Source organism: Actinoplanes italicus (genome assembly GCF_003001815.1).
Classification (GTDB): Bacteria; Actinomycetota; Actinomycetes; order Mycobacteriales; family Micromonosporaceae; genus Actinoplanes; species Actinoplanes italicus.
Genome location: NZ_PVMZ01000004.1, coordinates 254,487 through 280,049 on the forward strand (window position 1 = coordinate 254,487; position 25,563 = coordinate 280,049).

Sequence of the window (25,563 nt, forward strand, 5' to 3'; positions counted from 1 at the left end):
CGCCGCGGTTCACGGAGGTCGCACTGTCGGCGTTCGTCACCGCCCCGGGAAGCGGATACGCAGGTAGGCACGGTCATCGAAGCTGCCCTGCCCCGGCAGAACCCCCTTGGTTCCTGCCAGTTCGGCCACGCACCAAGGGTCCTTCTCCAGGAGCAGGGCAAGCTTCGACTCGGACTCGGCCAAGGTCTCGCCGATGACCGGATAGCCGTCGCTGGCGATCACCAATTCGTCGATGTCATCGGGCACCGGATGCACTACCACCAACGACGGCGGAATCGGCCGTCCGTCAATGGCGGCATACCCATACGGTCCGATGCTGTTACGCAGGGCGCCCTGCCGCCCGGTCAGAGCTCGCGCCGCGAGTCGGCCCGGATCGACTTCCGCTACCCGATCCATGCTGATCGTTCCGGCGGCGGCCTCCGCGGCCAGAACCGCGGCGCGGAAGGACGCCGCGACCTCATCGACCAGTTTGCGCGGCTGACCGACCGACGCGCAGAGCCCTCGATACGCGAATCCGGCGTCACCGACCTGCCAGATCTCGCGCCGCGCTCGCGAATAGACGGTAACCGCCGCGCTCGGCCGTTCGGATGCGATCAACTCCGAGTCGATGCGGGCCGCCAGTTCCGCGGTCATGGCCGCAACAGCCGTGTGCGCGTCGACGTCACGCGGAAGCCGCCGCACGGCATCCCGGCAAGCCACCATGGCCCACCATCCACCCGTCATGTCCCCGTAACGCCGGCCACTCACGTCCGTAGCGCCATCGATGACCGCTGCGTGCTCAGCGGTCACGATGATCGCGTCCTCGCACACTTCCGGATCCCCGTACTTACCCTGCACGAACTGTTCCACGATCTCCACAGATTCGATGCTCGCTCACAAGGCGTTCGAACACTCGACTGGCCCGACCTCGACAGGTGTCCCCGCTTCACGACCCGCACGGCGCCGGGTGCATCCCTCTACTTCGACTCCGTGGATCCGGAGGAAACGTCTGACTGGTTGCGGCGCTGGAACGGTGATTCGAAAACGGCGGCGAACACCCGCGCCGACGCCAGGCAGAGCGGTACCACCAGGGTCACGGTGAGGGCGAAGACGCAAAGGCGGGATTCGGTGTACGGGGCCACGAGCAGCGTGCTGACCAGGGCGACGACAGGCATGTGGATCAGGTACAGGCTGTAGGAGAACCCGCCGGCAGCCTGTAACGGCGGCCAGCTCAGCAACCGCACGAGCCGGGTGGGCCGGCCGGTGGCCAGCGACGCCAGCAGCAGTGCGATCGCCGGTCCGACGGCCAGATCGATCCAGTAGTAGTGGCTGCCCGTCCAGGCCGGGCCCCGCACCGCGATCAGTGTCAGCACCGGGGCGGCGGCCAGCGCGGCCAGGCCGAGCCAGGGCAGGCAGCGGATCCGATCGCGCGCGGCGAGGATGCCGGCGGCCAGCGCGCCCAGCGTGAACAGGGGTGCCAGTTCCAAGGTGTACCCGATGGCCCTCGCGGACGTGGACCAGCCGGGAACGTACAGGCCCGCGACCACGACCGGCACGGTGACCGCGGCGAGCGTCACCACCGTGCCGGCCCGGCGGCGGGCGAGCAGCAGGAGGGGGAACGCCAGGTACAGGCCGGCTTCCACGGCGATCGACCAGAACGCGCCGTTGGGTGCGGGAGCGGCGATGACGTCCTGCAGCAGCAGGCCGTAGACGGCCATCGACCGCAGTGTCGGTGGAGCGCTGAGCGGCAGCGACGGCACGAGCGCCGCGATCAGGGCGCTGACGGCCAGGGCGGCCCAGTACGCGGGCAGGATCCGCCGCGCCCGCCGCCGCAGATAGCCGCGGGTGCCGCCGAGCCGCCACCCGTTGCGGGCCGGGGAAATGGCCAGGGAGAACCCCGACAGGACGATGAACACGACGACCGCGAGCCGGCCGTGGACCAGCCATCCGAGCCAGCCGGGGCCGGTGTTGGCCGGGTAGCCGGGGAACGACAGCAGCCAGCAGTGATGCACCACGACGTACAGCGCGGTCAGGGCACGCAGGCCGTCGAGCCCGGCGATCCGGTGGTCGGCACGCGGTGCCGGGGCGGCGGTGAGGGGTGGATCCTGCACGGGGGCGGCAGTCACGTGGTCTGTTCCTGTCTGTTTTTGGGCGCACGCCGGCCACGGGCGTGGCCTGTGGCCGGCCCGTCGGGGGTGTGAGGTCAGGTGGGAAGCGTCAGGGCAGGAGGCGGACGCTGCGCCAGTTCCGGCCGTCGTCGGACAGGAAGGGCCCGTCGTCCGAGTTCACCAGGTAGGGCCCGTCCTTGCCCGAGGCGACCTGGACCAGTGCGGGATCCGTCGGCGAACCGCTGGGGTCCATCGGGTACCGGGGCAGGGTGACGGGCGCGTATCGGCCGGTGCCGCGGCCGGCGATGAGTCCGTCGTGGTCCGACGTGACGATGTGCGAACCGTCGGCGGCGACGAACCCGGTCGACGGCAGGCTGGTGCCGATCTTGTCCCCGTCACGCCAGGTCGACCCACCGTCGGTGGTGTAGTGCACGTCGTATGCGTCGTTCGAGCGGTAGGTCAGGACGTAGGCGACCTTGCCCGGTCCGGCGGCGACTCTCGGCTGGGCGGGCCCTCCGGTTCCTTGCGGAGCGCGTACGGCCTCCGTGAAGACGTGGGTGTGCCAGGTGCGTCCCGCGTCGGAGCTGGTCGCCACGGCGGGCTTGCCGGTGGCCGGGTCCAGTCCGGGCACCCACAGGCGCCCGTCGAACGGCACGTTGACCATGTCGGTCCATCGGTCCGCGGCCGTGATGCCGCTGGGCTGGACCGCCAGCGGCGCGAATCGGGCGGTGACCGGGTCGATCACCCCGACCCGGCAGGTGAAGTCCACCAGGGCGCAGTCGATCGGTTTGACGCCGTCCGGGACCGCGGCGACCGGTTGCGTGTCGACGACGACCTGCTGCCAGGACAGGCCGCCGTTGCGCGAGATCCACGGCCGGTTCGTGGGGCTCTGCTCACCGGACGGGTTTCCCGACGCGATCGCCTCGACCTCGGCGACGGTGAGGGTACGGCGCTCGCGCCACAGCACCACGCCCGGGCCCAGGGCCGTCAGGGTCGGCGAGAGGCGGCCGGCGACGTCGCCCGGCGCGGGAGGGACCTGGCGCTCCTGCCAGGAGTCGCCGTCCGGTGACACCTGCAGCTCCGGGTCACAGTCGTGGCACCGTTGGAAGGCGCGGTACAGCTGGGTGCCGACGTTCGTGACCTCGGTCGACAGGAACCACATGCCCCCGGGGCTCTCGGTGATCGTCGGTACCGGGTCGTCGGCCGGGTCGAGCTCGTCGGGGGCGCCCTGCACGGCGTATCCGAGGCCGGTCACGCTCAGTACGGTGGCGAGGAACGCAGCCGCGGTGGTGACGGCGCGGCGCCGGCGGACCTTGCCGGCCCTGGTTCGTACGCTGCTGAAGTCCGGCTGGCGTACCGCGTCGCCGACGGCGGAGCGCAGTCCGTCGAACTGTGGTTCACGCATGACGTACCCCCTCGGCGTGCGCGACGGTCTCATCGTCGGAGAGGAAACGGGCGAGCGCCGCCCGGCCGCGGGTCAGCCGCGCCTTGATCGTGCCCACGGGTACGTCGAGGGTGGCGGCGACCTCCGCCACCGACAGGTCGGCCAGGTGGTGCAGGACCACGGCCTCGCGGGTGGGCGGTGCCAGCTGCCGCAGCGCCGCGACCAGCGCCACCCGGTCGCCGGACAGGCCGGACATCGCCGCCGGGGCGATCTCGACGCGCCCGGAACGCACGAGTTTGTCGAACAGCCACCGCCGCCGGTACCGGGTCCGGGCGACGTTGAGAGCGGCGACGCGCAGCCAGCGTTCGGCGTCGTCGGCGCGCAGGAAGGATCGCGGCGAGGCGAGCACCCGCGCGAACGCCTCGTGGACCGCGTCCTCCGCCTCGGCAAGGTCGCCGACCAGCCCGTACACCTGGATCACCAGCCGCCGGTAGTAGGCCTCGTACGCCTGCCGTACCGATTCCTCGGCATTCAAATCGCCCTCCCCGCCGTCACCGCTCGTCCCAGGAAGGACCAACACCTCGACCGTACGGTTGCATCAGTTTCCAGGATTTCTTCGGAGATCCTCCCGGCCGGCTGCCGGCATGGTGGCGCAGCGGTCAACCCGACGATCGTCGGGGGTGCGTGGTTGCCGTTCGGCTCGGGTCTGCGGCTGCGTTCCTTTCTACGGTCGAGCCCCATGAAACGAGAAACGCGAGCAACGAGCGGGCCCCGCCGGTCGCTGGCTGCTGTCGGCCTCCTGGCAGCGGCCGCGGCGGCGATCGCCCCGCTTTCTCCGGGCGGGTGGGGCCGGGCCGGGGCCGTGCAGGTCACCGACGGGGTGTCGGTGTCCGCCTACCGGGCGGTCATCGAGGCGGTGGCGGGTGCACCGTCGTGGGCCGGTCCGGCGCTGGAGGTGGCGACCGAGGGCACGCTGGTGATCCTGGGTGTGCTGCTGGTCGCGCGCTGGTGGACGGCGATGCGCCGCCGTGACGTGCGCGGGGTTGCCGGGACGGCGCTGACCGGCCTCGGCACCGTCGTGGCGTACGCGGTCAGTGAGGCGGTCAAGCTGGTGGTGGACGAGGAACGGCCGTGCCGTGCGGTGCGCACCGGAATCGAGATCATCGCCGATTGTCCCGCCGGCGGGGACTGGTCGTTCCCGAGCAACCATGCCACCTTGGCCGCTGGGCTGGCCGCCGGGCTGGCGCTGTCGTGGCCGCGCCTCGCCGCGCTGACGTTGCCCCTGGCCGGGGCGGCCGCGTTGCTGCGGGTCCTGGTCGGGGTGCACTACCCGCACGACGTTCTGGCCGGTGCGTTGCTCGGCGGCGCGGTGGTGGCGGCCGGGCTGCTGGGGCTCACGCCGCCGGCCCAGCGGGTGGTGTCGTCACTGCTGCGCGGGTGGTGGGACAGCGATCCCCGCTTCGTGGGCGACCACCGCGGCCGCGGCCCGGTTGTCCACGCCCAGCCGGGCGAGGATGGAGCTCACGTGCGCCTTGACCGTTCCTTCGACCACGTGCAGGCGCCGGGCTATCTGCCCGTTGGACAGTCCGCTGCCGAGGAAGGCCAGCACATCCCGTTCCCGGGGGCTGAGGGTGCCGACCCGGTCACGGGCGCTGGAGCGCCGGGTGGCCAGGGTGTCCGCGCCCGTCGCGGCGAGGTGCGCGACGACGCGGGCCGCGACTGTCGGTGACAGGTAGGCGGCGCCGTCGGCCACCGCGCGTACCCCGATGATCAGTTCCTCGGGTTCGCCGGATTTGATCAAGAAGCCGGCGGCGCCGCCGCCGAGCGCCTGCAGGATGTAGTCGTCCTCCCCGAACGTCGTCAGAATGATCACTCGTGTGACCGGCACGGTCCTGCGCAGTTCCGCCGTCGCCTCGATGCCGTTCATGCCGGGCATCCGGATGTCGAGGACGGCCACCGCCGGCCGGTGCCGCCGCGCCAGCTCGACGGCGTGCTGTCCGTCGCGGGCCTCTCCGATGACCTCGATGTCCGCGGCGGTGGCGAGAACCGCGCGCAGCCCGGCCCGGATCATCGGTTCGTCGTCGGCGATCAGTACGCGGATCATCGGCGGCTCACGGCGTGACCGTGTCCCGCAACACCAGCACGCCGTCGCGGAAGCAGAGCCGGTACGCATCGCCGGAGCGGTCGTCGAAGCGGTCGGCCGTCATCGCGTAGTACTCGCACGTCAGTCCCTGGTCGGTCGGCCCGGCGGTCAGCGGCCGGTAGCGTGTCTGCCTGTCCGGCAGGAAACGCTCCACCTCGGAACGATCCTGCCCGATCCGCAGGCGGGCGTAGTCGCCCGGGTCCAGGACCGCCTGTGACGCGGACAGCGTCTCCCAGCCCGCCAGGGCCCCGCTCAGCAGGCCACCGGTGACCAGCGGAACCATGACCGCGATGACCAGGGCCCGGCCTGCCCGCCGCCGGGCGCGGCGATGTTCCCGCGGCAGCGCCGGGTCCGTCCACGGGGTCACCGGCGGTGGCGCCGGGATCTGCGGGATCCGCGCGGTGACGGCGAAACCTCCACGGTGCGGGCCGTGGTCGAGGGTGCCGCCGACCAGCCGCATCCGTTCGGCGAGGCCGACCAGACCACGCCCGCCGCCGCGGGGCGGGACCTGCACGCCGGCCGGTGACCGTGGCGGGCCGTTCTCCACCACGACCGTCGTCTCGGTCGCCGTGTGCGTCACGGAAACGGTCGCCGTCGTTCCGGGCGCGTGTTTGGCCACGTTGGTCAGCGCTTCCCGCACGACCCGATGCATGGCCCGCTCGGCCATCGGCGGCAGATCGCCCGCCGTGCCGTCGATGTGCAGTTCCACCATCAGCCCCGATGCGCAAGCCGCAGCCGTCAGCGCCGCGAGATCGGGGCTGTCCACGTCCACGGGGACGCTGTCGGTCCGCTCACGCAAGACGCCGATCACCTCGCCGAGTCGTTCCACCGCGGCTCCGGCTCGGGCCCTGATGTCTGCGGCGGCTCGGCGATGCTGATCCTCCAGGCCGGGCGCCAGTTTCAGCGCGCCCGCGGACAACGCGATCAAGCTCAGGTCGTGGCCGAGGAGGTCATGCATGTCCTGGGCGATCCGCGCCCGTTCCTGCAGCCGGGCCTGCTCGGCGACCAGCCGCTGTTCACGCTGCGCCTGCCCGGCCCGGTCCCAACCGGCCCGGACCAGGTCCTGATACTGGCGCCAGAACCGTCCCACGAACCATGGCGTCATCGTGCCGGCGACGAACACGATCAGGAACCGGCCGGCCAGCGGCAGCCAGCCGGGCACGACCGAGAAGACCACCACGCCGGCGGAGAGCACCGCCACCAGCGCGAGCACCGCCGGTCCCGTCCGCCCCGGGTGCCGTCCGGCCAGGAACGCCGTGACCAGGGCCGGCAGCGACCACCACCCGCTCACCATGCTCAGACCGCAGAACACGACCGCGGCCCCGATCAGAAGGAGTCCCGGGTCGGCAGCCCGTACGCCGGCAGTCGTTGCGTTGATCGTCGCGCGCTTCACCCCGGCGACCGTACGGGCCGCGGGTGCCGCGCGACACTGCCGAAAGACAGATAGGCGTACGTGCGGGGCGGTGCCCGTGGTCGGGTCCGGTCCGGAGATGCCGGGCATACCGTTGCCGACGCGGGCGGCGTCGGTGACGTCATTTTGCGGCGGTGACCAGGCCGGTCTCGTAGGCGACCACGACGAGCTGGGCCCGGTCGCGGGCGTGGAGTTTGGTCAACAGCCGGCCGACGTGGGACTTGACGGTGGCCAGGCTCAGGGTCAGGTGGGCGGCGATGTCGGTGTTCGACAGGCCGCGGGCGATCAGGGTCAGGATCTCGCGTTCCCGGTCGGTGACGCCGTCGAGGGCGCGGTGGAAGACCTGCGACGGGCGCGGCTGGGCACCGAACGCGGCGATCAGCCGGCGCGTGACGGTGGGGGCGAGCAGTGCCTCGCCGGCGGCGACGATCCGGATCGCGGCGACCAGGTCGGCGGCGGTGGCGTCCTTGAGCAGGAAGCCGCTGGCGCCGGCGCGTAACGCCCCGTACACGTATTCGTCGAGGTCGAACGTGGTGAGGATCAGCACGCGGATGCCGGTGGTCTGCCGGCAGATTTCGGCGGTGGCCTCGATACCGGTCATGTCGGGCATGCTGACGTCCATCAGCACCACGTGCGGCCGCCGTTGCAGGGCCAGGCTGACGGTGTCGCGGCCGGTGCCGGCCTCGCCGACGACGGTGAAGCCGGGGGTGGCGTCGAGCAGGACCCGGAAACTGTCGCGCAGCAGGGTCTGGTCGTCGGCGATGAGGACCTGGATCGGGTCGGTCATGGCCGGTACGGGATCGTCGCCGTGACCACGAATCCGCCGCCGTCGCGGGGTCCGGCGTGCAGGTCGCCGCCGTGGCCGGTGACGCGTTCGCGCATGCCGCGCAGCCCGTAGCCGGTCATCCCGTGGGCGGGGGTGGCGGTGCCGTCGTCGGCGATCTGGACGGTGACCGCGTCCGCCGACGCGGTCACCTCGACGGTGCAGCAGGTGGCCTGCGCGTGGCGGATCACGTTGGTCAGTGACTCCTGGACGATGCGGTACACGCTCAGGCGTACCCCGGCCGGCAGCTTCTCCTCGCCGTGGATGCTGGCCCGCACCCGCAGCCCGGCCTGCTCGGCGCCGTCGGTCAGGGTCCGCAGATCGTGGTCGTCGTCGGCGCGCAGCAGGCCGATCGTGCGGCGCATCTCGAGCAGCGCCTCCCGGCTCGCGGTTTCGATGACCTCAAGGGCGTGGCCGCTCTCCTCGGGGCGTACGCCGGCGACGTGCCGCGCGACGCTGGCCTTCATCGCGATCATGCTGAGGCTGTGGGCGACGGTGTCGTGCATGTCGCGGGCGATGCGTAGCCGTTCCTCGGTCACCGCGCGGGCGGTGCGTTCCTGGAAGAGGTGTTCGGCGAGGTGCCGGCGGTGGCGGACCAGCCGGCCTGCCGCCCAGGAGACCGCGACGGTCAGCGCGGCCATCGCCGCTGCCGTGGGCCAGCGCGGCCCGAGGGCCGCGGCGGCGCCGGTCGCGGCGACGAGTTCCGGAACCGACCGCGACGGTGGCAGGGCGGCGGCCACGGCATACTGGGTCAGCGCCACGGCGGCGTACAGGCCGGGTGCGGCATGGGGCGCGATCACGCCGGACGCCAGGACGGCACCGGACGCGGCGAATGTCACCAGCGCGGCGGGCAGCGCCCACCGGCGGCGCACGGCGACACCCGCGGCGACGGCGCAGACCAGCAGCCACTGCCACCAGGCCGTCGGGCCGGTCTCCTGCGCCGCGACGGCGCACACGGCGAGAACGGCGACGGCCGCGACCGTGTCGGCGGCTGGTCCTCGGATCCTGGTCACGGGCCGAGCCTATCGAGGGCGGCCGTTGCCGCCATCAGACCACGGTGGGTCATCCCCCGGTATGAGCGGCGGGCCCGCGGGTGCGTTCCGTGGGCCGATGTGCCGGGCCGCCGGGCGGCGGCAGAGTCTCCCGGCATGACGTTCACCTTTCCCGGCCCGTGGCTGGGCGGCGTGTCCCTGATCACCGGGCCTCTGCTGCTGCTCGCGGGCAGTGTCCTGCGGCTCGGCGTGCCGTTCTTCTATCCCGATCAGCTCGATGCCCACCAGCGGCAACCCCTGCTCTGGGGTACGGCGTACGCGCTGTTCCTGCTCGGCACGGTCATGCTGTGGCCGGGCGTCGTCACGGTCGCCGTGCGGGTCGGCGCCACCCGGCCGGGCTGGGCGGTGTGGGGCGGTGCCCTGGTGATGTTCGGCCTGTTCGCGCGGGCTTTCCACTACGGCGTGAACACGTTCGCGTTCTCGCTGGCCGGCAGTCATGGGGTGCCGGTGGCGCAGCAGGCGGTCGGCGCCTACTACCGCTATCCGGAGTGGGTCGTGTCGAGCCTGTCGCTGCCGGTGATGGCGGGCTGGATCGTGCTGGCGGCCGGCTGCTATCTGTCCGGGACGCTGCGGCTGCCGTACGCGATCGCCCTGGCCTTGATGTCGGGTTTGATGATCGGGGTTCTCAAGGGCAGCACGTGGGCGTCGGTGGTGCAGGTCGCCGGGCTTGCGGTGGCGCTGGTGCCGCTCGGGGTGGCCATCCTGCGCGAGGCCGCCCGGCCGTCACGGCGTGCGGTCCTGCGCACGGTGCCGCTGCTGGTCCTGGCGGTGGCGGGTTCGGTGGTCCTCGGCAGGCTCGGGTGACCATGGGTGGACTGTGCAGAGCGCCTGCGATCGTCTGAGCTCTCGTGGGGTGTCAGGTCCGCAGCCAGGCGGCGACCTGCCGGTAGTCCTCGCCGGTGAGTCCGAGGTGGCCGTCGACGCGGTGTGCCAGGGCGGGGCCCGGATGGTGGTCGGCGATGAAGTGCCGGTCGGTTCCGGTCAGTTCGTCGTCGAGCCACACGAACGGCCGCCCGCGGGCCCAGTCGATGATCGTTGCGGTCTTCCAGTGCAGGCCGCCGTGGGACGTATTGTCGTCGTCGCCGAACGCGACGACCGGCAGCCGCGGCAGCCCGAGCCGGGGTGCGAGCAGTTCGTTGGCGGTGTCCATCCAGGTGGTCGCCCACACGAGGTCACCGCCGAGGGCCTGCAGCCGTGGCCCGTCGGCGGGGTCGAGGCGGTGGATCAGCGGGTGCCCGGACGCGTCCGGTGCGGGTGGTCCGGGCGGGGTGCCGGGCCGGGCCCGCAACGGGATCAGCGGCCCGTCGACGTCGAGGAAGATCAGGGGGCGGTCGGTCATGTCCGGCACCGTATCGGCTCGCGCCAGACGCGGCAGTCGAGGACGCGGCCGTCCAGGGTGCCGATCGCGAGCCGGCCGGCGCCGGCGCGGGCCAGCGACAGCGGCACGACCGGGTGGCCGCCGACGCGCAGATGCTGCCGGGAGACGGCCGTGCCGTCGGCCGTGCGCAGGATCACCAGCTCACCGGAGTTGAACGTGACGTAGACGTGCTCGGCGTCCGCGTCGAGGGCGGTGGCCTGGCTGTCGGCGGTGAACACCCACCGTGCCTGCCCGCTCGGGTAGGCACGGCGCACCACGAACGCGTTGCCGGGCAGCGGTCCCCGGCCGTTGTGGACCTCACCGGTGTGCACGATCGCCGGACCGTCCCGGTCGTCGAGGTAGGCGCCGCACCCGCCGGACAGGTGGCCGCCACGGGCGGGGTCCCACTCGAGCGGGAACAGTTCGCGGATCTGCCCGGCCGGCGTGTCCACGGCCACGACCCTTTTGCGTGCCCAGGGCTTGTCGCCCCGGCCTTTGAGGAACAGCAGGTCAGGGGCGTACCGGATGTCGAAGTAGTGGTTGAACAGGTCGTAGCGGCCCAGCTCCCGGACGGTCACCTCATCCGGTTGGATCAGCGTGACCTCACCGGCCCAGGCGTCCGCGTCGAAGCCGGTGCCGCGCAGCGCCCACCGGCCGTCGGCCCGGCCGACCATGATCGCGGGTGTGGCCGCCTGCCGGGTCGACAGGACGCGCCCGTCGTCGAGGTCGACGTCCTGGACGAGGCTCGGTGCGAGGGTGCGCCGGCCGGCGCGGGATGCCTGAGTCAGCACGCGCGCGGTGCGGCCGCCGGGAGCCACGTGGACCTGGTAGCCGGTGCCGCCGGCCGTGACCTGCCAGTCCGGGTCTGCGGATGCCGGTGCCCAGCATTCCAGGGCGACGCCTTCGTGCGCGGCGAGGATCCGGCCGTCGGCGAGGCCTTCGACCGCCCAGACCGCGCGGCGTGGCGCCCAGCCGGGGCTGAGCCGCCGCACGGCGTCGGCGGCGGCGGCCGGGTCGGGGCCGGGCGGGTCGGCGTGGGGTGCCTCTGCGTAGGGCACCCGCAGCATGCCGGTGGCGGGCCGGTCCCAGTCGTCGCGGCGCAGCGAGCAGGCCAGGGAGGTGCTGCCGCCCTCGTGCTGGTCGTCGTCGCAGGGGATCGCCAGCACCAGGTCGAGGGTGTCCGGGTCGCGCCAGGTGATCTGCCGGACCTCGCGGGGGTACTGCAGCAGCGACACGGTGTCGCCGGTGCTCAGGTCGAGCAGCAGCAGTTCGCCCTCGTGCAGGTAGCCGCCGTCGTAGGCGCCGGCGCCGATGGCCAGCAGCGGCCGGGTGGGGTGGAAGGCCAGGGCGTTGACCGGCCAGCCGGTGGTGGTGTGGTGGAGGCAGGCCAGGTCGGCGGTCCGGTGCACGGCGACCGGATGCCGGCCGGGGCGCGGCCGGGACCGGCTGCCGACCGCCCGGCCGTGCCACTGCGCGGCGACGTGGGCGCCGCCGACCGCGATCAGGGTCCGGTCGGGTGAGGTGGCGGTGACGCGGGGCAGGCCGATCTCGCGGAACGGTCCGTCGCCGAGGACCCGGTCGATGCGGGCCGGGGGCACGGTCATCGTGGCGGTGATCCGGTCACGGCGTGGTCGTGCAGGATCTCGGTGATGATGCGGTGCTGCTCGGCGGCCTCCCGCGGGTCGTCGTCCTCGACCGCGTCGGCGAGCAGGATCAGGGCCTTCCACAGGGCCCAGCCGCGGCCGCGGGCCCACGTGCCGGCGTCGGCGCCGAGCCGGTCGCGGAACGCCGTACGGCTCTGACCGGTCAGCATCGTCCAGGCGATCGCCAGGTCGCAGGCCGGGTCGCCGACGCCGGAGGTTCCGAAGTCGATGACCGCGGCCAGCGCACCGTCGCGGACCAGCAGGTTCCCGGGGGCGATGTCGCCGTGGAACCACACCGGCCGCCCGTCCCAGGTCGGTTCGAGTGCGGAGTCCAGGACCGCGGCGACGGCCGCTGCCGGGATCCGGTCGCCGAGGGTGCCGGCGGCGTGGCGGGCGGCGGGCGCGTACCGGGCCAGCGGGCCGCCGCGGAACCAGTTGTGCAGGCCCGGTTGCGGAGCGCCGGCCGGGTCGACCTGTCGTAGCGCGACGAGGAAGCCGGCCACGTCGGTGGCGAACGCGGTGAGGTCGGTGATCGTGCCGGGGCGGGCCGGGCTGCCGTCGATCCACTCGTAGACCGACCAGTCGAACCGGAAACCCTCGCCGGGTTCGCCCTGGGCGATCGGGACCGGGATCGGCAGCGGCACCTGGGCGGCGATGACCGGCAGCCAGCGGTGTTCCTTCGCGACGGCCAGGGAGTACTCGTGGGCGGTCGGTAGCCGTACGGACATGGTGTCGCCGAGGTGGAAGGTCTGGTTGTCCCAGCCGCTGACGGCCACGGGACGCACGGGCAGGCCGGCCCACTGCGGGAACTGGGCGGCGATCAGGCGGCGCACGACGTCTGCGTCGATCAGGCGGCGATCGGGCAGGGGCACGGTGTCCGCTTCGGTGGTCACCGGGACAATCTGTCCGGTCCTGCTCCCCCGCGGCAACCCGTTTTCCCGTACCGGCAAGGATGTCGTGGTGTTTCATGTTCGTCCACGGGAGGAAGACGCATGACCGTTTCGGATCCGAAGTCTGACCTGCGGCACTATCTGCAGGTGGCGCGGGACGCGTTGCTGTGGAAGCTGGACGGGCTCGGCGACTACGACCTGCGGCGCCCGCTGACGCCGACCGGCACGAATCTGCTGGGCCTGGTCAAGCACGCGGCGCTGGTCGAGGTCGGCTATTTCGGGGACACGTTCGGCCGGCCGCTGGCCGATGTGCTGCCCGGGTGGGAGGACGACGCGGAGCCGAACGCCGACATGTGGGCCACCGCCGGGGAGTCCCGGGATCAGGTCGTCGGCTTCTACCGGCGGGTGTGGGCGCACGCCGACGAGACGTTCGAGCAACTGGAGCTGGACGCGACCGGCCGGGTGCCGTGGTGGCCGCAGGCCGACGCCGAGGTGACGTTGCATCAGATCCTGGTGCACGTGACCGCCGAGACGCACCGGCACGCCGGGCACGCCGACATCGTCCGGGAGCTCATCGACGGTGCCGCCGGGATGCGCCGCGACATCGGCAACCTTCCCGAGGGTGACGCGGCCTGGTGGTCGGGTTACCGGGATCGGCTTCAGAAGGTCGCGGAGACGTTCCGCGAGGTCTGAGGGGCGACGGCGTTGCGGGCGGCACGGCGCAGCATGGCCCTGACGACGACCGGGTGCAACAGCCTGACGAGGGCGAGGTAGGCGCGGCCGCTCGCGCTGCGGGCGGTCGCGTGGGTGGACAGGGTGATCGTGGTGCCGTCGTCGTCGGGTTCGACCAGGACGCTCGCCCGGAAGTCGAGGTGGCCGGCGTCGGTGCCGAGCAGCACTTCCCGGTCGGTGCGGGTGAGGGTGTCGAAGGCGCTGCGGTCGCCGCGTTCGATGCCGAACGGCGCGACGACGGCGTTGCGCAGCCGTAGCAGGGCGGTCACGGCGGCCGGCGGGTCACGGAAGATCGCGTCGGCCCAGGCCTGCGGGTCGGGGGTGGTGCCCGGCGGGACGCGCGCGGCGTAGGCGTCGGCGAGGTCGGGGTGCGGCAGCGCGGCGTGCAGTGCAAGGGCGTTTTCCGGTACGGGTACGGTCCGCAGCCGCACGCTTTCGGCCGCGACCGCGAGCCGCGCGCGCCGGCCGTAGCGCACGGGCTGGGCGACGGTGCCGGTGACGGCGTGTTCGGCGTTGTCGAGCAGGTGTTCCACGACGGTGTCGTGACAGACGCGGATCAGGGCCGGCCACAGCAGCCGCATCCGGCCGGTGGGGGTGGCGACCAGGCGGTGGCGCAGCACGCAGCTGCCGGGGCCGTGGTCGAGGATCTCGGCGGTGTGGGTGCCGGTCAGGCCGATGCGCGGGTGGAAGGTGTATTCGATGCGTCGGCCGGGCTCGTAGGCGGTGACGTGGTAGCGGACCGGGCCGTGGCCGCCGTCGGCGCCGACCGCGAGGGGCCGGTCGAAACGCATCGGGATCCAGGTCGGTGACGGCCAGAGCGGGTCGCCGGGCGCGCCGAGGCGGTCCAGCAGGCGCCCGGCGTCGGCGGCCGGGGTGGCGAGGATCCGTTCGTGGATGTTGTCGATGACGGCCATGACTCCTCCATACGGTGGCGTATGTTTGTCCGTACCGTACCGTATGGAAATGGTTGGACGCCGCACCCGCAAACAGACAGCGACCAGGCTCACTGCCGGCGACTGGACCGCCGCCGCGCTCGCCGCGATCGGCCGCGGCGGGCTGGCGGCGGTGGCCGTGGAACCGCTGGCCGCCGGCCTCGGCGCGACCAAGGGCAGCTTCTACTGGCATTTCGCCAGCCGGGACGCGCTGATCGCCGCGGCCCTGCAGCGCTGGGAGGCCGAGCACACCGAGGCGGTGATCGCCGAGGTCGAGGCGCAGCCGGACCCGCTGTCGAAGCTGCGGGCGCTGATCGCCGTGGTGATCGGGTCGACGACCATCCCGGGCGCCGACTCCATCGAGCTGGCGATGCTGGCCACCGCCGGCCATCCGCACGTGGCGCCGGTGCTGGCCCGGGTCACGGCGCGGCGCGTCGCGTACACCGCCGAGCTCTTCGAAGGTCTGGGCCTGCCGCCCGAGGAGGCCCGGCACCGGGCGTTGCTGGCCGTCAGCGCCTATCTGGGGCATGCGCAGCTGGCGCACGCCACGCCGGAGGTGGTGCCGGGCAGCGACGCTGAGCGCGGCAGGTATGTGGACCGGATCATCGGCCTGTTGACGGCACGCTGATCGGCTAACCTGCCGGGCGTGATCTACCTGCGTAACGCGGTGGCGATGTGGACAGCCCGGTTCCCGGCGGCGCACCTCGACGACCGCCTGCTGCGCGTCGACCGGCCGGTCGCGACCCGGGTGATCCTGCTCGAGCCACCGGACGCGGCCACCGTCGCCGGGATCGCCGCGCTGGACCGCGCCGGCACGGTCGTCGTCGAGGACGTGTTCACCAGCCCGGACGCCTCGCCGCTGTTCGCGTCGGCGCGTGCCATGTGCATGCCGGTGATGAACCGGCCGCCCGGCCCGCCACCCGGTGCGCCGGCGGTGCCGGTGATCGAGGTGCGTGATCCGGCCGCGCTCGCCGACGCGGAACGGGTCATGGTCGACGGTTTTCCCTTCCCCCAGCTTCAGCCTTGGGTACGGGGACAGGCGCTGCCGCCGCAGGTGCTGGACCTGCCGGGCTGGCGGGTGTGGCTGGCGTACCGCAACGGCGAGCCGGCCGCCGCGGCCTACACCTACGACGACGGCCACGCCACCGGCCTGTACTGGCTGGCCACGCTGTCCGCACACCGGTCGAGGGGCCTGGGCCGGGCGGTGCTGTCGGCGGCGATCGCGGCCCGCCCCGATCACGAGTTCACCCTCGTGGCGACCGAGGCGGGCCGTGCTCTCTACGAGTCACTGGGGTTCACGGTGCGGACCATGGCGACGTGGCACACCCTGACCGCCGTCACCAGGTCCACTTCTGCAGCGCCGCCGGTGGCGCCGAGCAGGTGGCCAGCTTGATCTGGGCGCTGTTGGCGCTGGACGCCGCGGTCAGGCACAGGGCCGTGTTGCGGATCGGCCGGATCGTGCCGTCGATGCGGTACTCCCAGTCCTGGGCGACGCTGGTGTTGCAGCCCCACATCCAGATCCGGGTGCCGTTGACGAAACTCTGGTTCGGGATGTCGAGGCAGTTGCCCAGGATCCGGATCGAGGAGTCGTACAACAGCCGGGTGATGGCCTGGGCCTTGCTGGTGTTGCAGTTGTAGGTCTGCACGTAGGTGCGCGGCGCCAGGTTGGAGGCGGGCAGGTCCAGGCAGCGGCCGGTGCTGTTCTTCATCGGGCTCATCACCGGCATGTAACCCTTGTTGACTCCGATGTTGCGGGCCACCGACGGCACGCCGGCGTTGTCGGTGACGACCAGCATGTACTGCCCGGGCGGGGCGACGCCGCCGGTCTGCGGGCCGGTGACGTTGAGGGTGGTGCCGGAGACGGTGAACCGTAGCGGGATGTAACGCTGGCCTTGGTCGACGCTGTGGGTGACGTCGGCGTAGGAGATCAGCGCGACCTTGCGGATGTTCGCGGCCTGCGGGCTGGTCATGGTGAACGGCAGGTTGATGCCGATGGCGGCGGGTGCGGCGGAGATGACCGGCCGGGCGGCGAGCTGGCCGCTGCCGTCCTTCTTGAACAGGTACGGCGGGCTGTAGTACTCGATGTTCTTCTCCAGGTAGCCGACCTTCTGGCAGTCGCTGCAGATGCCGCCGCCGCCGGTGAGCACCCGCCCGTCGGGCAGCAGCGCGGCCGTCGAGTGGTACTGCCGGGCCCGGTCGGCGCCGGCCAGCGCGGTCCACTGCCCGGTCACCGGGTCCCAGCGTTCGGCGGCGTAGACGGCCTTGGCCAGGTCGACGAGTCCGGCGCCGCTGTTGTAGCCGCCGGTGACCAGCACCGATCCGTCGGCCAGCACGGTGGCGTTGTGCTGGCGGCGTCCGGTCGACATCGATCCGGTCGCGGCGACCGTCGGGTTGAGGCCGGCGTTGGTGTCGACGACGACCGCTGTCTTGGTCGGCACGTTGGCCACGCCGCCCTCGGTGAGCGCGCCGCCGCCGACGACCAGGGTCTTGCCGACGTCGTAGGTGACGAAGCTGCCGTACTGGCGGTTGATGGTGTCGCGGTCGGCGGTGCCGGTGATCGCCGCGGTGCCGGCGGTGTTGATCGTGTAGCCGGGGTTGGTCGGCCCGATCAGCGCCAGCTGGGTGTCGGGGCGTGACACCAGGAACGGGTAGACCCGCGCGCCGTACCTGGTGAAGCCGGTCAGCGACCGGATCGCGCCGTTGGCCTGGTAGACCTCGGCGGTCGTCGGCCCACCACCGATGATCACCTCCTCGCCGTTGGCGGTCTCGGCGACCGACGGGTACCAGCGGGCGCCGGCCATGTCCTGGCCGCGGGTGAACGTCTCGGTCTGCCAGTTGAAGACGTAGGTGCGCACGATACCGTCCATCGCCGCGTTGGCGTTGCCGCCGGCGATGAGGATGTTGCCGTTGGGCAGGTGCGCGAATCCGGCGCAGAACAGGTTGGCGCCCTGCAGGTCCACGCGCCGGTGGCTGTCGTCGGCCGGGTTCCACACCATCACCCGGGTGAAGCTGTGGTCCGGGTAGCTCTCGGTGGGGTTGTCACCGACCGAGTCCCAGATCAGCACCTTGCCGTTGGGCAGCACGGCGGTGAACACCGGCACCACCTCGGTGGGCAGCACCGCGCTCCACGCCCCGGAGACGCCCGGGTCGGCGTCGGCCTGCACTTTGGACTGGGCTTTGCCGGGTTGCCGGCCGGTCTGGCGCGCGATGCGCGCGGCGTTGTCGGCGGTGCTCTTCTCGATCTCGTGCAGCGGGACGCCGACCAGGTCCTGGGCGCGGTGTTCGGCGTCGTCCTCGGCGCCGTGCGCGTGGGCGCCGGCGTGTTCGTGGGTGTGCGGGTGGCCGGCGTGCGCGCCGGCCGCGGGTGTATTCGCAGTGGCGACCAGGAATGATGCGGATAAAAGGCATGACGCGACTAATGCGCGGCGCAGGCGCATGGGATTTCGTCCCTTCACCGATCTCAAGCAGCTGTTGCTTGCGACAGCGAGTCCGGGACATTTTCTGCATCAAGCAAATATCGCACGCGAAATGCGAACCGGCTCATCCCCGTTAATTGATCTCGTGCCGCCCCCGTCAGTGTTCAGTGTGCTTACCATAACGTTGACTAAGTGGACCATCAATATTGATTGGTGGCACTTTAGGGCGCGCCCGGTTCAGCCGAACGGCCAGGAGTGCTCATAATGGATCAATGCACGAGCAGACGCTTTCCGGGGGCAACATGGGCGGCGCGGTTCGTGCCGGCGACACGGTGCGCCGCCCGGCCGGGCCGTGGACGCCCACGATCCAGCGGCTGCTGGCCCACCTGCGCGCCCACGGCGTGAGCGAGGTTCCCGAGCCGCTCGGCGTCGACGACGCGGGCCGCGACGTCACGTCCTATCTGCCCGGTGACGTCCTGGACGGCGACCTGCCGCCGTGGGTGTGGCACGACGGCATCCTCGTCGCGGCCGCCCGGCTGCTGGCCCGGCTGCACGCCGCGAGCGCCGGGTTCGGCACCGGCGGCGCGGTGTGGCGGATTCCGGTGCACGAGCCGGTCGAGGTGATCTGTCACAACGACTTCGCTGCGTACAACATGGTCTTCACCGGCCACGACCTGACCGGGGTGATCGACTGGGACACGGCGTCGCCCGGCCCGCGGGTGTGGGATCTGGCCTATCTGGCGTACCGGCTGGTGCCGCTGACCGACCCGGCCAACGCCGAGACGATCCGCAGTGGCCGTACCGAGCGGGCCCGGCGGCTGCGGCTGCTGTGCGACACCTACGGTGGCGGGCCGTCACCGGCACAGGTGGTGGCCGTGGCGGTGACGCGCCTGCACGATCTGGCCGCGTTCACCGCCGCCCGCGCCGCCGATGGCCACGAACATCTGCATCCCCACGTCGCCCTGTACCGGTGTGACGCGGCGTGGATCAGCGCGAACACCGGCCGGCTGACAGAAGACGAAAGGTAGTACATGTCTGTGACGATCGAGCAGTATCCGGTGGGTGCCGGGCCGTACGCGGTGACGACCGGCCCGGACGGCGCGTTGTGGTTCACCCTCGTGCACAGTGGCCGCATCGGCAGGCTCGCGCCGGGCGGCGAGCCGGTGACCTTCGACGTCGATCCGGGCGCCGGGCCGACGATCATCGCACCGGGCCCGGACGGCGCCCTGTGGTTCACCTGCTACCGCTCGCACGAGATCGGCCGGATCACCACGGCCGGCCGGGTGAGCAGATTCGCGTTGCCGGCACCTGCGGCGGGACCGTTCGGGATCGTCGCGGGTGCGGACGGCGCCCTGTGGTTCACCGAGTCGGCCGCCGACCGGATCGGCCGGATCACCACCGGCGGGGAGATCACCGAGTTCCCGCTGCCCGGCGCGGGCCTGTTCGCCTCGGCGATCACCGCGGCCGGTGACGGGTCGCTGTGGTTCACCCTCAACCAGGCCAACGCGGTCGGCCGGATCGGCCCCGACCACAAGATCACCGTGTTCGAGCTGCCCACCGCGCAGTCCGGCCCGGTCGGTATCACGGCCGGGCCCGACGGGGCGGTCTGGTTCGTGCAGATCCTCGCCGGGCAGGCCGGCCGGATCACCGGTGACGGTGAGATCACCGAGTTCCCGCTGCCGGACCGGGCGGGGCGCCCGCACGCGATCACGACCGGCCCCGGCGGCCGGCTGTGGCTCACCGAGTGGGCCGGCAACCGGATCAGCGCGATCACCACCGACGGTGTCGTGGAGTCCTTCGACCTGCCGACTCCCGGCAGCGAGCCGCACGGCCTGACCGCCGGGCCGGACGGCGCGGTGTGGGTGGCGCTGGAGAACGGCTTCCTGGCCCGCGTCACGGTCTGACCCCGGCCCGGCTAAGCGATCCGCCGGGCCGGCCGATCTTCACGGTGTGGTGCGATCAGTACAAGCGCCGCCGGCGACGCTCGGTGACATGCTGGTCTCCCGCGGGGTCATCACCCCAGGGCAGATGGCGGAAGCGCTGCAGGTGCAGGAGGCCACCGGCTCGCGCCTCGGCGCGATCCTGATCACCAGCGGCCTGGTGCGCCGCCTGGACCTGTACGAGTTGCTGGCCGAGCAGTGGGGCCTGCCGTTCCTCGACCTGACCGACGTCGAACTGGACCCCGGCCTGCTCACCGAACACGACCCGACCGACCTGGTCCAGGCGGGCTGGGTACCGGTGCGCCGCGAAAGCGACGGCCGGATCCTCATCGCCACCGCCGAGAAACCCTCCCCCGACCGGGCCCGCACGATCGAGGCCGCCGTCGGGGCGCGGATCACCCAGGCCGTCACCACCGACTGGGACATCGACCAGGCCGTGCACCGCTCGTTCCGCGAACGCCTCGTCGACGACGCGACCACCGGCCTGTGGCGCCGCTCGGCCGCGCAGTCGGCCCGCAAGGTCCTCTACGCCCGGCAGGCGTGGGTCCTCGGGCTGCTGCTCGCCGGCTTCGTCGCCAGCATCAACATCGACCCGGTCGCCACCCTCACCGTCACCTCGATGCTGATCAGCGTGTTCTTCCTGATCAGTGTGGTGTTCAAGTTCGTCGTGTGCCTGCGCGGCGCCCAGCACGAACAGCACGAGACGATCACCGCCGAGGAGGTCGCCGCGCTCGGCGACCACGACCTGCCCGTCTACACGGTGCTCGTGCCGGTCTACAAAGAGGCCAACATCGTCGCCGACCTGATGAACAACCTCAAAGACCTCGACTACCCCCGCGACCGGCTCGAGATCCTGCTGCTGATGGAGGAGGACGACACCGAGACCATCGCCGCCGCCCGCGCCGCCGCACCACCGGCCACCGTCCGGTTCGTCATCGTCCCCGACCGGCTGCCGAAGACGAAACCGAAAGCCTGCAACGTGGGCCTGTTCTTCGCCCGCGGCGAGTACGTCGTCATCTACGACGCCGAGGACCGCCCCGAACCCGACCAGCTGAAGAAGGCCGTCGTCGCGTTCCGCCGCGCCGGCGAGGACACCGCCTGCGTGCAGGCCGCCCTCAACTACTGGAACGTCGACGACAACGCCCTGACCCGCATGTTCACGCTCGAGTACTCGTTCTGGTTCGACTACATGCTGCCCGGCCTCGACGATCTGGGACTGCCGATCCCGCTGGGCGGCACCTCCAACCATTTCCGGGTACGCGCGCTGCGCAAACTGGGCGGCTGGGACCCGTTCAACGTCACCGAGGACGCCGACCTCGGCATCCGCGCCGCCGTGCTCGGCTACCGGGTCACCGTCATCAACAGCACCACCTTCGAGGAGGCGAACCGGGCCGTCGGCAACTGGATCCGCCAGCGTTCCCGCTGGATCAAGGGCTACCTGCAGACCCTGCTGGTGCACCTGCGCCAGCCCGGCACGATCGTGCGCGGCGCCGGCTGGAAGCAGAGCCTGTCGTTCGTCCTGCTGATCGGCGGGACACCGGCGTCGTTCCTGCTCACCCCGCCCCTGTACCTGATCTTCGGGTTGTCGCTGCTGTCACCGGATCTGCCGATCGGTCAGTTCTTCCCCGACTGGGTGCTGCTGTTCGGCGTGTTCAACCTGATCGTCGGCAACGCGACCATGGTGTACCTGGCGATGATGGGCGCGTTCCGCCGCCGCCGCTACGGACTGATGCTGTGGGCGCTGCTCAATCCGCTGTACTGGCTGCTGCACGCGATCGCCGCGTACAAGGCCGTCTGGCAGCTGATCACCAAGCCGCACTACTGGGAGAAGACCACCCATGGCCTCAGCGTCGCTCCCGCTCGCGCCCACCCCGCGCCTGCGGCTGTCCAGTGACCGCTGGCGGTGGCCGCGGGCGCTGCTGATCCTGCCGCTGCCGCTCCTGCTGGTCGTGCAGGCCCGCGAGCAGCACGTCGCCGGGCCGCTGCTGGACCGGTTCGGCACCGGCTGGGTGCACCTGCTGGCCGCCGCCGCCGCCGGCCTGATGTGCCACGTCCTGGTCGGCCGGCTGACCCGCCGCCAGGTCCCCGGCCCCGCCGCGGCACTGCTGGTCGCCGCCCCCGTCCTGGCGATCTTCTGGGCCGTGCCGGTCGACCGCTGGGACCTGTCCACGGTCATCGGGCTGGTGCTGGTCACCGTCGCGCTCGGCGGCTACCTGCGGTTCGTGCGCGACGCCAACACCCTCGGCGGGTTCGTCGCCGGCATCACCCTGGCCCTGGCCGCCGCCTGCGACCTGGCGACCCTGGGTTACGCCGCGGCGCTGGCGGCGGCGGTGCCGTTCGTGGCCGGCGCGTGGGCGCGGCAGGTGTCGGCGACCACCGCGATCCTGGCGGTGCTGGCTTTTCCGAGCATCGCCCTCTACCTGGGCTGGCTGTACGTGCAGTGGCGTTTCGGCGCGACCGTCCTCGACGGCGGGGCCGTGGCCCCGGCACCGGACGCTCTGGACCTGGCCCGTGGCGCTGCCGCCGCCGGGTCCGGGCTGCTGCACGCCCCGCTGTACCTGGCGGTCGCCGCCGGGGTGGCGCTGCGGGCGCGGGCCGCGTTGCCGGCCTACCTGCTGCCGCCGGTGATGGTGGCGCTGCTGGTCGCCGTCGGCGTCGCCCAGCCGCCCCTGGTGGTCAACCTGCTGTACACGGCGGTGGCGGTGACCGCGGTGCGGCCGCGGCTGCCGCGCCGGGTGTGGGCGGCGCTGACCGCCGTCGCCGTGGCCCAGGCCGCCCTGGTCGTCGCCTGGCCGCCCTGACCGGTGGGCGCGCCGGTTGCCCCGCTACGGCACGGCCGTGAAGAACCGGAACTCGCCGAGCCGCCGGCGCCGGCCACGGCCGGTCTGCGCGGCCCGGCTGAACCCGGCGTCGGTGAACATCCGCGGCGCCAGCGACGTGGACAGCCCGTGACCGTCGATGTCGACGACGTGCAGGCCACCGCCGGGCCGCAGCACCCGCCGGGCCTCGGCCAGCGCCCGGTCACGGCCGGCCTCGTCGAGGTGGTGCAGCATCAGCGACGACAGCACCACGTCGACGCTGGCGTCGTCGAACGGCAGGTCACCGGCGTACCCCCGCCGGTAGTCGATCGTCAGGCCGGCACGGGCGGCTTTGCGGCGGGCCCGGCGCAGCGCGTCCGGGTCCGGGTCGATACCGGTCAGGTCCAGGCCGCGGGTACGGCGGGCCAGCACACCGAGCAGGTTGCCGGTCCCGCAGCCGATCTCGAGCACCCGCTGGCCGGGCACCGGCGCGGCCTGATCCAGCAGTGCCCGGTGCAGGCGGCGCACACCGAACAGCAGGCTCAGCGGGTCGTAGAGCGGCAGCAGCCAGGCCTTCCCGGCCGCGGGCAGGTAGTCACCATCGGGGCTATGACGAAGTTCGGGCATACACTCAAGCCTCATGCAGACTCTGCCCGATGTCAGCGGCGATTCTGCGGGACCGATGCGACGATCTTCGGTTCCGCTGATCGGGTTCGACCACCAGCCCGGCACCCCGCGGATCTCCGCCGAGCGGCTGCCCGGCCACCCGCTGTACGCGGGCAGGCACGCCCACGACTTCATCGTGCTGTTCTACGCCCACCACGCCGACGGCAGCGCCCTGATCGACGACCGCCCGTGGACGGTGTCCGGCGGCGACCTGTTCGTCGTGGCCCCGGGCCAGGTCGTCGCGTTCGACGGCACACCCGCCGAGGGCTGGGTGGTGTGGTTTCCCGCCGAGGTGGTGCGTTCCGGCGCGTACGCGTCCTGGCGTTCGCATCCGCTGCTGTTCCCGTTCGCCCGCGGCGCCGACCGCGCCCAGCGCCTGACCATCCCCACCGCCGACCGCGACCGGTGGCTGCGCCGCTTCACCGACCTCGACAGCGAACTTACCGCCCGCCACGACGGCTACCACGAGGCCGCCCTGGCCCACCTCACCCTGCTGCTGGTCGCCCTGGCGCGGCTGTCCACCGGCGTCGCCGACCAGCTGCGCTCCGCCGACGAACCGCTGCTCGCCGCGGTCTTCGACGTCATCGAGGACCGCTTCGCCGACGATCTGTCACTGTCGCGGGTCGCCGCCGCGGTCACGCTGACCCCCGGCCACCTGACCACCGTGGTACGCCGCAAGACCGGCCGCACCGTCCAGCAGTGGATCACCCAGCGGCGCCTGCAGGAGGCCCGCCGCCTGCTCACCGACACCGGCCTGCCGATCACCGCCGTCGCCCGCCGCTGCGGCTACCCCGACGCCTCGTACTTCATCAAACGTTTCCGCGCCGAACACGGGCTCACCCCGGCCCAATGGCGCACCGCAACCCCGCCATCAGGCGGCGGACAGGAACTCGGCCGCGCCACGCAGCCGGGTCGACAGCCGTGACCGGGTGAGAACCCCGTCCAGGCGGATGTCCCCGGCGCCGCCGACCCCGGCCGCCGCCCGCGACCCGGCCCGCAACCGGGACGCGTCCAGGCCGTCACGGGCGGCGATCAGCAGCCCCAGCTCGTAGCGGCTCACCGCGTCCGGCCCGGCCACGTGATGCACCCCCGCATACGGCGACGCGGCCAGCTCCAGCAACGCCGCCGCCAGATCCTGCACATGTACCGGGCAGCGGAAGTCGTCGGTGAACAGCAGCCCGTCACCGGTGCCCGCGGCCAGGGCATGGACCCGCGCCACGATCACCGTCGACGCATCACCGACGATCAGCGAGGTACGGGCGACGACCGCACCCGCATCGACCGCCCGTACCGCCGTCTCCGCGGCCGCCTTCGCCGCCCCGTACATCGTCGCCGGCACCGGCACACACGCCTCGTCGAAGGTGCCGTCCGCGCCGGAGAACACCGCATCGCTGGACACGTGCACCAGCCGGGCCCCGGCCCGCACCGCGGCCACCGCCACGTGCGCGGCCCCGTCGGCGGTGGCCGCCCAGTCGTCCTGCCGATACCCGGCGTTGATCACCACTTTCGGACGGACCCGGCCGACCAGCGCCTCCACCTCACCGAACCGGCGCAGGTCGGCGTCCCGGCTACCGGCCGCCGTCACCCGCTCCCCCGCCGCGCGCGCTTGCCGGGCCAGTTCCCGGCCCAGACCGCCGGTGCCGCCGAACACCAGCATCGCCATCAGCCCGCCCGCCGACCCGGGTCCCGGCCGGTCAGCGCCATTGCCATCAGGCCGCCCGCCAGTCCGGGTCCCGGCCGGTCAGCGCCAGCAGCTGACCGAACCGGCCGGTGTCCGCGCCGACCGGCACGACCGGCCCGAACGCGCCCATCTGCCGGCCCATGTCGCCCATCGTGTCGAGGAACTCGGCGGTCGCCGCCAGCAGCGTCTCGTCCACCTCGTAGCGCTGCCCGGTGGCCAGCGCCAGATCCCAGCCGTGCACCACCAGGTCGACGACCATCATCAGCCCCAGGGTGCGCTGCGGCAGCCCCATGCCCGGCGACACCCCGTCCAGCACGCCCGGATCCGACCAGGCGGCGATCATGTCGCGGGTGCCGGCGGCGAACGCGGCCCGCCAGTCACCGGTCAGCGCGTCCGCGGTGACACTCCAGTCGACCTCCTTGCGGGCAGCGACCAGCCGGGAGTTCGCGACCACCTGGAACAGGTGATTCAGCAGGTCACGTACCTGGAACTCGGCGCACGGGGTGGCCTGCGGCAGCTGCTCGTCACGGACCTCCGCGACCAGGCCGGACACCGCCGGCACCGCCCGCTGCAGCAGGTCACTGATCTCAGTAGGCATCCGTCCACCC

Annotated in this window: 26 protein-coding genes and 1 pseudogene; 10 read left to right on the forward strand and 17 right to left on the reverse strand. The window is 72.4% G+C overall.

Translation table 11 applies throughout. The annotated features are described in order from the left end of the window. Nucleotides 1-36 precede the first annotated feature (36 nt). The 5 genes from CLV67_RS12420 to CLV67_RS53290 form a co-directional block, all read right to left on the reverse strand. A complete protein-coding gene (locus CLV67_RS12420; RefSeq protein ID WP_106317644.1) occupies nucleotides 37-858 on the reverse strand; it encodes a hypothetical protein in 822 nt (273 codons plus the stop codon). A 98-nt stretch (nucleotides 859-956) separates the two neighbouring features. After that, nucleotides 957-2,105 carry an acyltransferase family protein gene (locus CLV67_RS12425; protein ID WP_203736893.1) on the reverse strand — a complete coding sequence of 383 codons (1,149 nt, stop codon included), beginning with the start codon at nucleotides 2,103-2,105 and terminating at the stop codon, nucleotides 957-959. Between the two features lie 91 nt (nucleotides 2,106-2,196). Then, entirely contained in the window at nucleotides 2,197-3,492 is a 1,296-nt protein-coding gene (locus tag CLV67_RS12430) for a sialidase family protein (RefSeq protein ID WP_106317646.1), read from the reverse strand. Beyond that, nucleotides 3,485-4,051, reverse strand: a complete 567-nt coding sequence (locus tag CLV67_RS12435) for a sigma-70 family RNA polymerase sigma factor (protein WP_239166075.1) — start codon at nucleotides 4,049-4,051, stop codon at nucleotides 3,485-3,487. The genes CLV67_RS12430 and CLV67_RS12435 overlap by 8 nt, the downstream gene beginning before the upstream one ends. Before the next feature lie 314 nt (nucleotides 4,052-4,365). Next, nucleotides 4,366-4,677: a hypothetical protein gene (locus tag CLV67_RS53290; RefSeq protein WP_239166080.1), complete on the reverse strand. Its 312-nt coding sequence runs from the start codon at nucleotides 4,675-4,677 to the stop codon at nucleotides 4,366-4,368. On the opposite strand from CLV67_RS53290, the pseudogene CLV67_RS53295 reads away from it, so the two are divergent. Further along, a pseudogene (locus tag CLV67_RS53295) lies at nucleotides 4,586-4,792 on the forward strand (phosphatase PAP2 family protein); the annotation flags it as partial. The gene CLV67_RS53290 and the pseudogene CLV67_RS53295 overlap by 92 nt on opposite strands. Before the next feature lie 102 nt (nucleotides 4,793-4,894). Here CLV67_RS53295 and CLV67_RS12445 read toward each other — a convergent pair. The 4 genes from CLV67_RS12445 to CLV67_RS12460 all read right to left on the reverse strand — a co-directional run bounded on the left by CLV67_RS12445 (nucleotide 4,895) and on the right by CLV67_RS12460 (nucleotide 8,861). Then, nucleotides 4,895-5,575 (reverse strand): response regulator, encoded by a 681-nt coding sequence (locus CLV67_RS12445; protein WP_106317650.1) that lies wholly within the window; start codon nucleotides 5,573-5,575, stop codon nucleotides 4,895-4,897. A 7-nt stretch (nucleotides 5,576-5,582) separates the two neighbouring features. Then, complete coding sequence (locus CLV67_RS12450; protein WP_170153822.1) at nucleotides 5,583-7,007, reverse strand: sensor histidine kinase; 1,425 nt, start codon at nucleotides 7,005-7,007, stop codon at nucleotides 5,583-5,585. A gap of 139 nt (nucleotides 7,008-7,146) precedes the next feature. After that, the gene (locus CLV67_RS12455; RefSeq protein WP_106317652.1) at nucleotides 7,147-7,812 is read right to left on the reverse strand and encodes a response regulator; all 666 of its coding nucleotides are present in this window, start codon (nucleotides 7,810-7,812) and stop codon (nucleotides 7,147-7,149) included. Further along, nucleotides 7,809-8,861: a sensor histidine kinase gene (locus CLV67_RS12460; RefSeq protein ID WP_106317654.1), complete on the reverse strand. Its 1,053-nt coding sequence runs from the start codon at nucleotides 8,859-8,861 to the stop codon at nucleotides 7,809-7,811. The genes CLV67_RS12455 and CLV67_RS12460 overlap by 4 nt, the downstream gene beginning before the upstream one ends. 135 nt (nucleotides 8,862-8,996) lie before the next feature. Here CLV67_RS12460 and CLV67_RS12465 point away from each other — a divergent pair, with 135 nt between their 5' ends. After that, entirely contained in the window at nucleotides 8,997-9,704 is a 708-nt protein-coding gene (locus tag CLV67_RS12465; RefSeq protein WP_106317656.1) for a hypothetical protein, read from the forward strand. A 52-nt stretch (nucleotides 9,705-9,756) separates the two neighbouring features. Here CLV67_RS12465 and CLV67_RS12470 read toward each other — a convergent pair whose 3' ends face one another. From CLV67_RS12470 to CLV67_RS12480, 3 genes are read right to left on the reverse strand one after another with little or no spacing between them, the layout of a single operon-like run. Further along, nucleotides 9,757-10,239, reverse strand: a complete 483-nt coding sequence (locus CLV67_RS12470) for an HAD domain-containing protein (protein ID WP_106317658.1) — start codon at nucleotides 10,237-10,239, stop codon at nucleotides 9,757-9,759. Next, nucleotides 10,236-11,861, reverse strand: coding sequence for a hypothetical protein (locus CLV67_RS12475; RefSeq protein WP_106317660.1), 1,626 nt, complete (start codon nucleotides 11,859-11,861; stop codon nucleotides 10,236-10,238). Before CLV67_RS12475 ends, CLV67_RS12470 begins: the two co-directional genes overlap by 4 nt. Further along, nucleotides 11,858-12,793 (reverse strand): aminoglycoside phosphotransferase family protein, encoded by a 936-nt coding sequence (locus CLV67_RS12480; RefSeq protein ID WP_170153823.1) that lies wholly within the window; start codon nucleotides 12,791-12,793, stop codon nucleotides 11,858-11,860. The genes CLV67_RS12475 and CLV67_RS12480 overlap by 4 nt, the downstream gene beginning before the upstream one ends. 99 nt (nucleotides 12,794-12,892) lie before the next feature. Here CLV67_RS12480 and CLV67_RS12485 point away from each other — a divergent pair, with 99 nt between their 5' ends. Next, a complete protein-coding gene (locus CLV67_RS12485) occupies nucleotides 12,893-13,483 on the forward strand; it encodes a DinB family protein (protein WP_106317662.1) in 591 nt (196 codons plus the stop codon). Here the strand turns inward: CLV67_RS12485 and CLV67_RS12490 are convergent. Next, on the reverse strand, nucleotides 13,450-14,436 hold the full coding sequence (locus CLV67_RS12490; RefSeq protein WP_106317664.1) for a DUF2867 domain-containing protein: 987 nt from the start codon (nucleotides 14,434-14,436) through the stop codon (nucleotides 13,450-13,452). The genes CLV67_RS12485 and CLV67_RS12490 overlap by 34 nt on opposite strands. A 49-nt stretch (nucleotides 14,437-14,485) precedes the next feature. Here CLV67_RS12490 and CLV67_RS12495 point away from each other — a divergent pair, with 49 nt between their 5' ends. Both CLV67_RS12495 and CLV67_RS12500 read left to right on the forward strand, forming a co-directional pair. Further along, on the forward strand, nucleotides 14,486-15,082 hold the full coding sequence (locus tag CLV67_RS12495) for a TetR/AcrR family transcriptional regulator (RefSeq protein ID WP_106317666.1): 597 nt from the start codon (nucleotides 14,486-14,488) through the stop codon (nucleotides 15,080-15,082). Nucleotides 15,083-15,100: 18 nt separating this feature from the next. Beyond that, nucleotides 15,101-15,847 carry a GNAT family N-acetyltransferase gene (locus CLV67_RS12500; RefSeq protein WP_106317668.1) on the forward strand — a complete coding sequence of 249 codons (747 nt, stop codon included), beginning with the start codon at nucleotides 15,101-15,103 and terminating at the stop codon, nucleotides 15,845-15,847. Here the strand turns inward: CLV67_RS12500 and CLV67_RS12505 are convergent. Beyond that, nucleotides 15,792-17,891, reverse strand: a complete 2,100-nt coding sequence (locus CLV67_RS12505) for a galactose oxidase-like domain-containing protein (RefSeq protein ID WP_106317670.1) — start codon at nucleotides 17,889-17,891, stop codon at nucleotides 15,792-15,794. The two genes, CLV67_RS12500 and CLV67_RS12505, sit on opposite strands and share 56 nt — an antisense overlap. 251 nt (nucleotides 17,892-18,142) lie before the next feature. On the opposite strand from CLV67_RS12505, the gene CLV67_RS12510 reads away from it, so the two are divergent. The 4 genes from CLV67_RS12510 (at nucleotide 18,143) to CLV67_RS12525 (ending at nucleotide 22,611) form a co-directional block, all read left to right on the forward strand. After that, complete coding sequence (locus CLV67_RS12510; protein ID WP_106317672.1) at nucleotides 18,143-18,898, forward strand: phosphotransferase enzyme family protein; 756 nt, start codon at nucleotides 18,143-18,145, stop codon at nucleotides 18,896-18,898. Between the two features lie 3 nt (nucleotides 18,899-18,901). Beyond that, nucleotides 18,902-19,774 (forward strand): Vgb family protein, encoded by an 873-nt coding sequence (locus CLV67_RS12515; RefSeq protein WP_106317674.1) that lies wholly within the window; start codon nucleotides 18,902-18,904, stop codon nucleotides 19,772-19,774. Nucleotides 19,775-19,862: 88 nt separating this feature from the next. Beyond that, nucleotides 19,863-21,704: a glycosyltransferase family 2 protein gene (locus CLV67_RS12520; protein WP_106317676.1), complete on the forward strand. Its 1,842-nt coding sequence runs from the start codon at nucleotides 19,863-19,865 to the stop codon at nucleotides 21,702-21,704. Next, complete coding sequence (locus CLV67_RS12525) at nucleotides 21,649-22,611, forward strand: hypothetical protein (protein ID WP_106317678.1); 963 nt, start codon at nucleotides 21,649-21,651, stop codon at nucleotides 22,609-22,611. The genes CLV67_RS12520 and CLV67_RS12525 overlap by 56 nt, the downstream gene beginning before the upstream one ends. Nucleotides 22,612-22,635: 24 nt before the next feature. On the opposite strand, the gene CLV67_RS12530 is transcribed toward CLV67_RS12525, so the two are convergent. Further along, nucleotides 22,636-23,235 (reverse strand): class I SAM-dependent methyltransferase, encoded by a 600-nt coding sequence (locus CLV67_RS12530; RefSeq protein WP_106317680.1) that lies wholly within the window; start codon nucleotides 23,233-23,235, stop codon nucleotides 22,636-22,638. Nucleotides 23,236-23,290: 55 nt separating this feature from the next. Between CLV67_RS12530 and CLV67_RS12535 the strand changes: the two genes are divergently transcribed. Beyond that, nucleotides 23,291-24,199, forward strand: coding sequence for a helix-turn-helix transcriptional regulator (locus tag CLV67_RS12535; protein ID WP_106317682.1), 909 nt, complete (start codon nucleotides 23,291-23,293; stop codon nucleotides 24,197-24,199). On the opposite strand, the gene CLV67_RS12540 is transcribed toward CLV67_RS12535, so the two are convergent. Together CLV67_RS12540 and CLV67_RS12545 are read right to left on the reverse strand one after the other, a co-directional pair. Then, nucleotides 24,146-24,937 carry a sugar nucleotide-binding protein gene (locus CLV67_RS12540; protein ID WP_106317684.1) on the reverse strand — a complete coding sequence of 264 codons (792 nt, stop codon included), beginning with the start codon at nucleotides 24,935-24,937 and terminating at the stop codon, nucleotides 24,146-24,148. The genes CLV67_RS12535 and CLV67_RS12540 overlap by 54 nt on opposite strands. Before the next feature lie 46 nt (nucleotides 24,938-24,983). Then, entirely contained in the window at nucleotides 24,984-25,553 is a 570-nt protein-coding gene (locus tag CLV67_RS12545; protein WP_106317686.1) for a TIGR03086 family metal-binding protein, read from the reverse strand. Nucleotides 25,554-25,563: the final 10 nt, after the last annotated feature.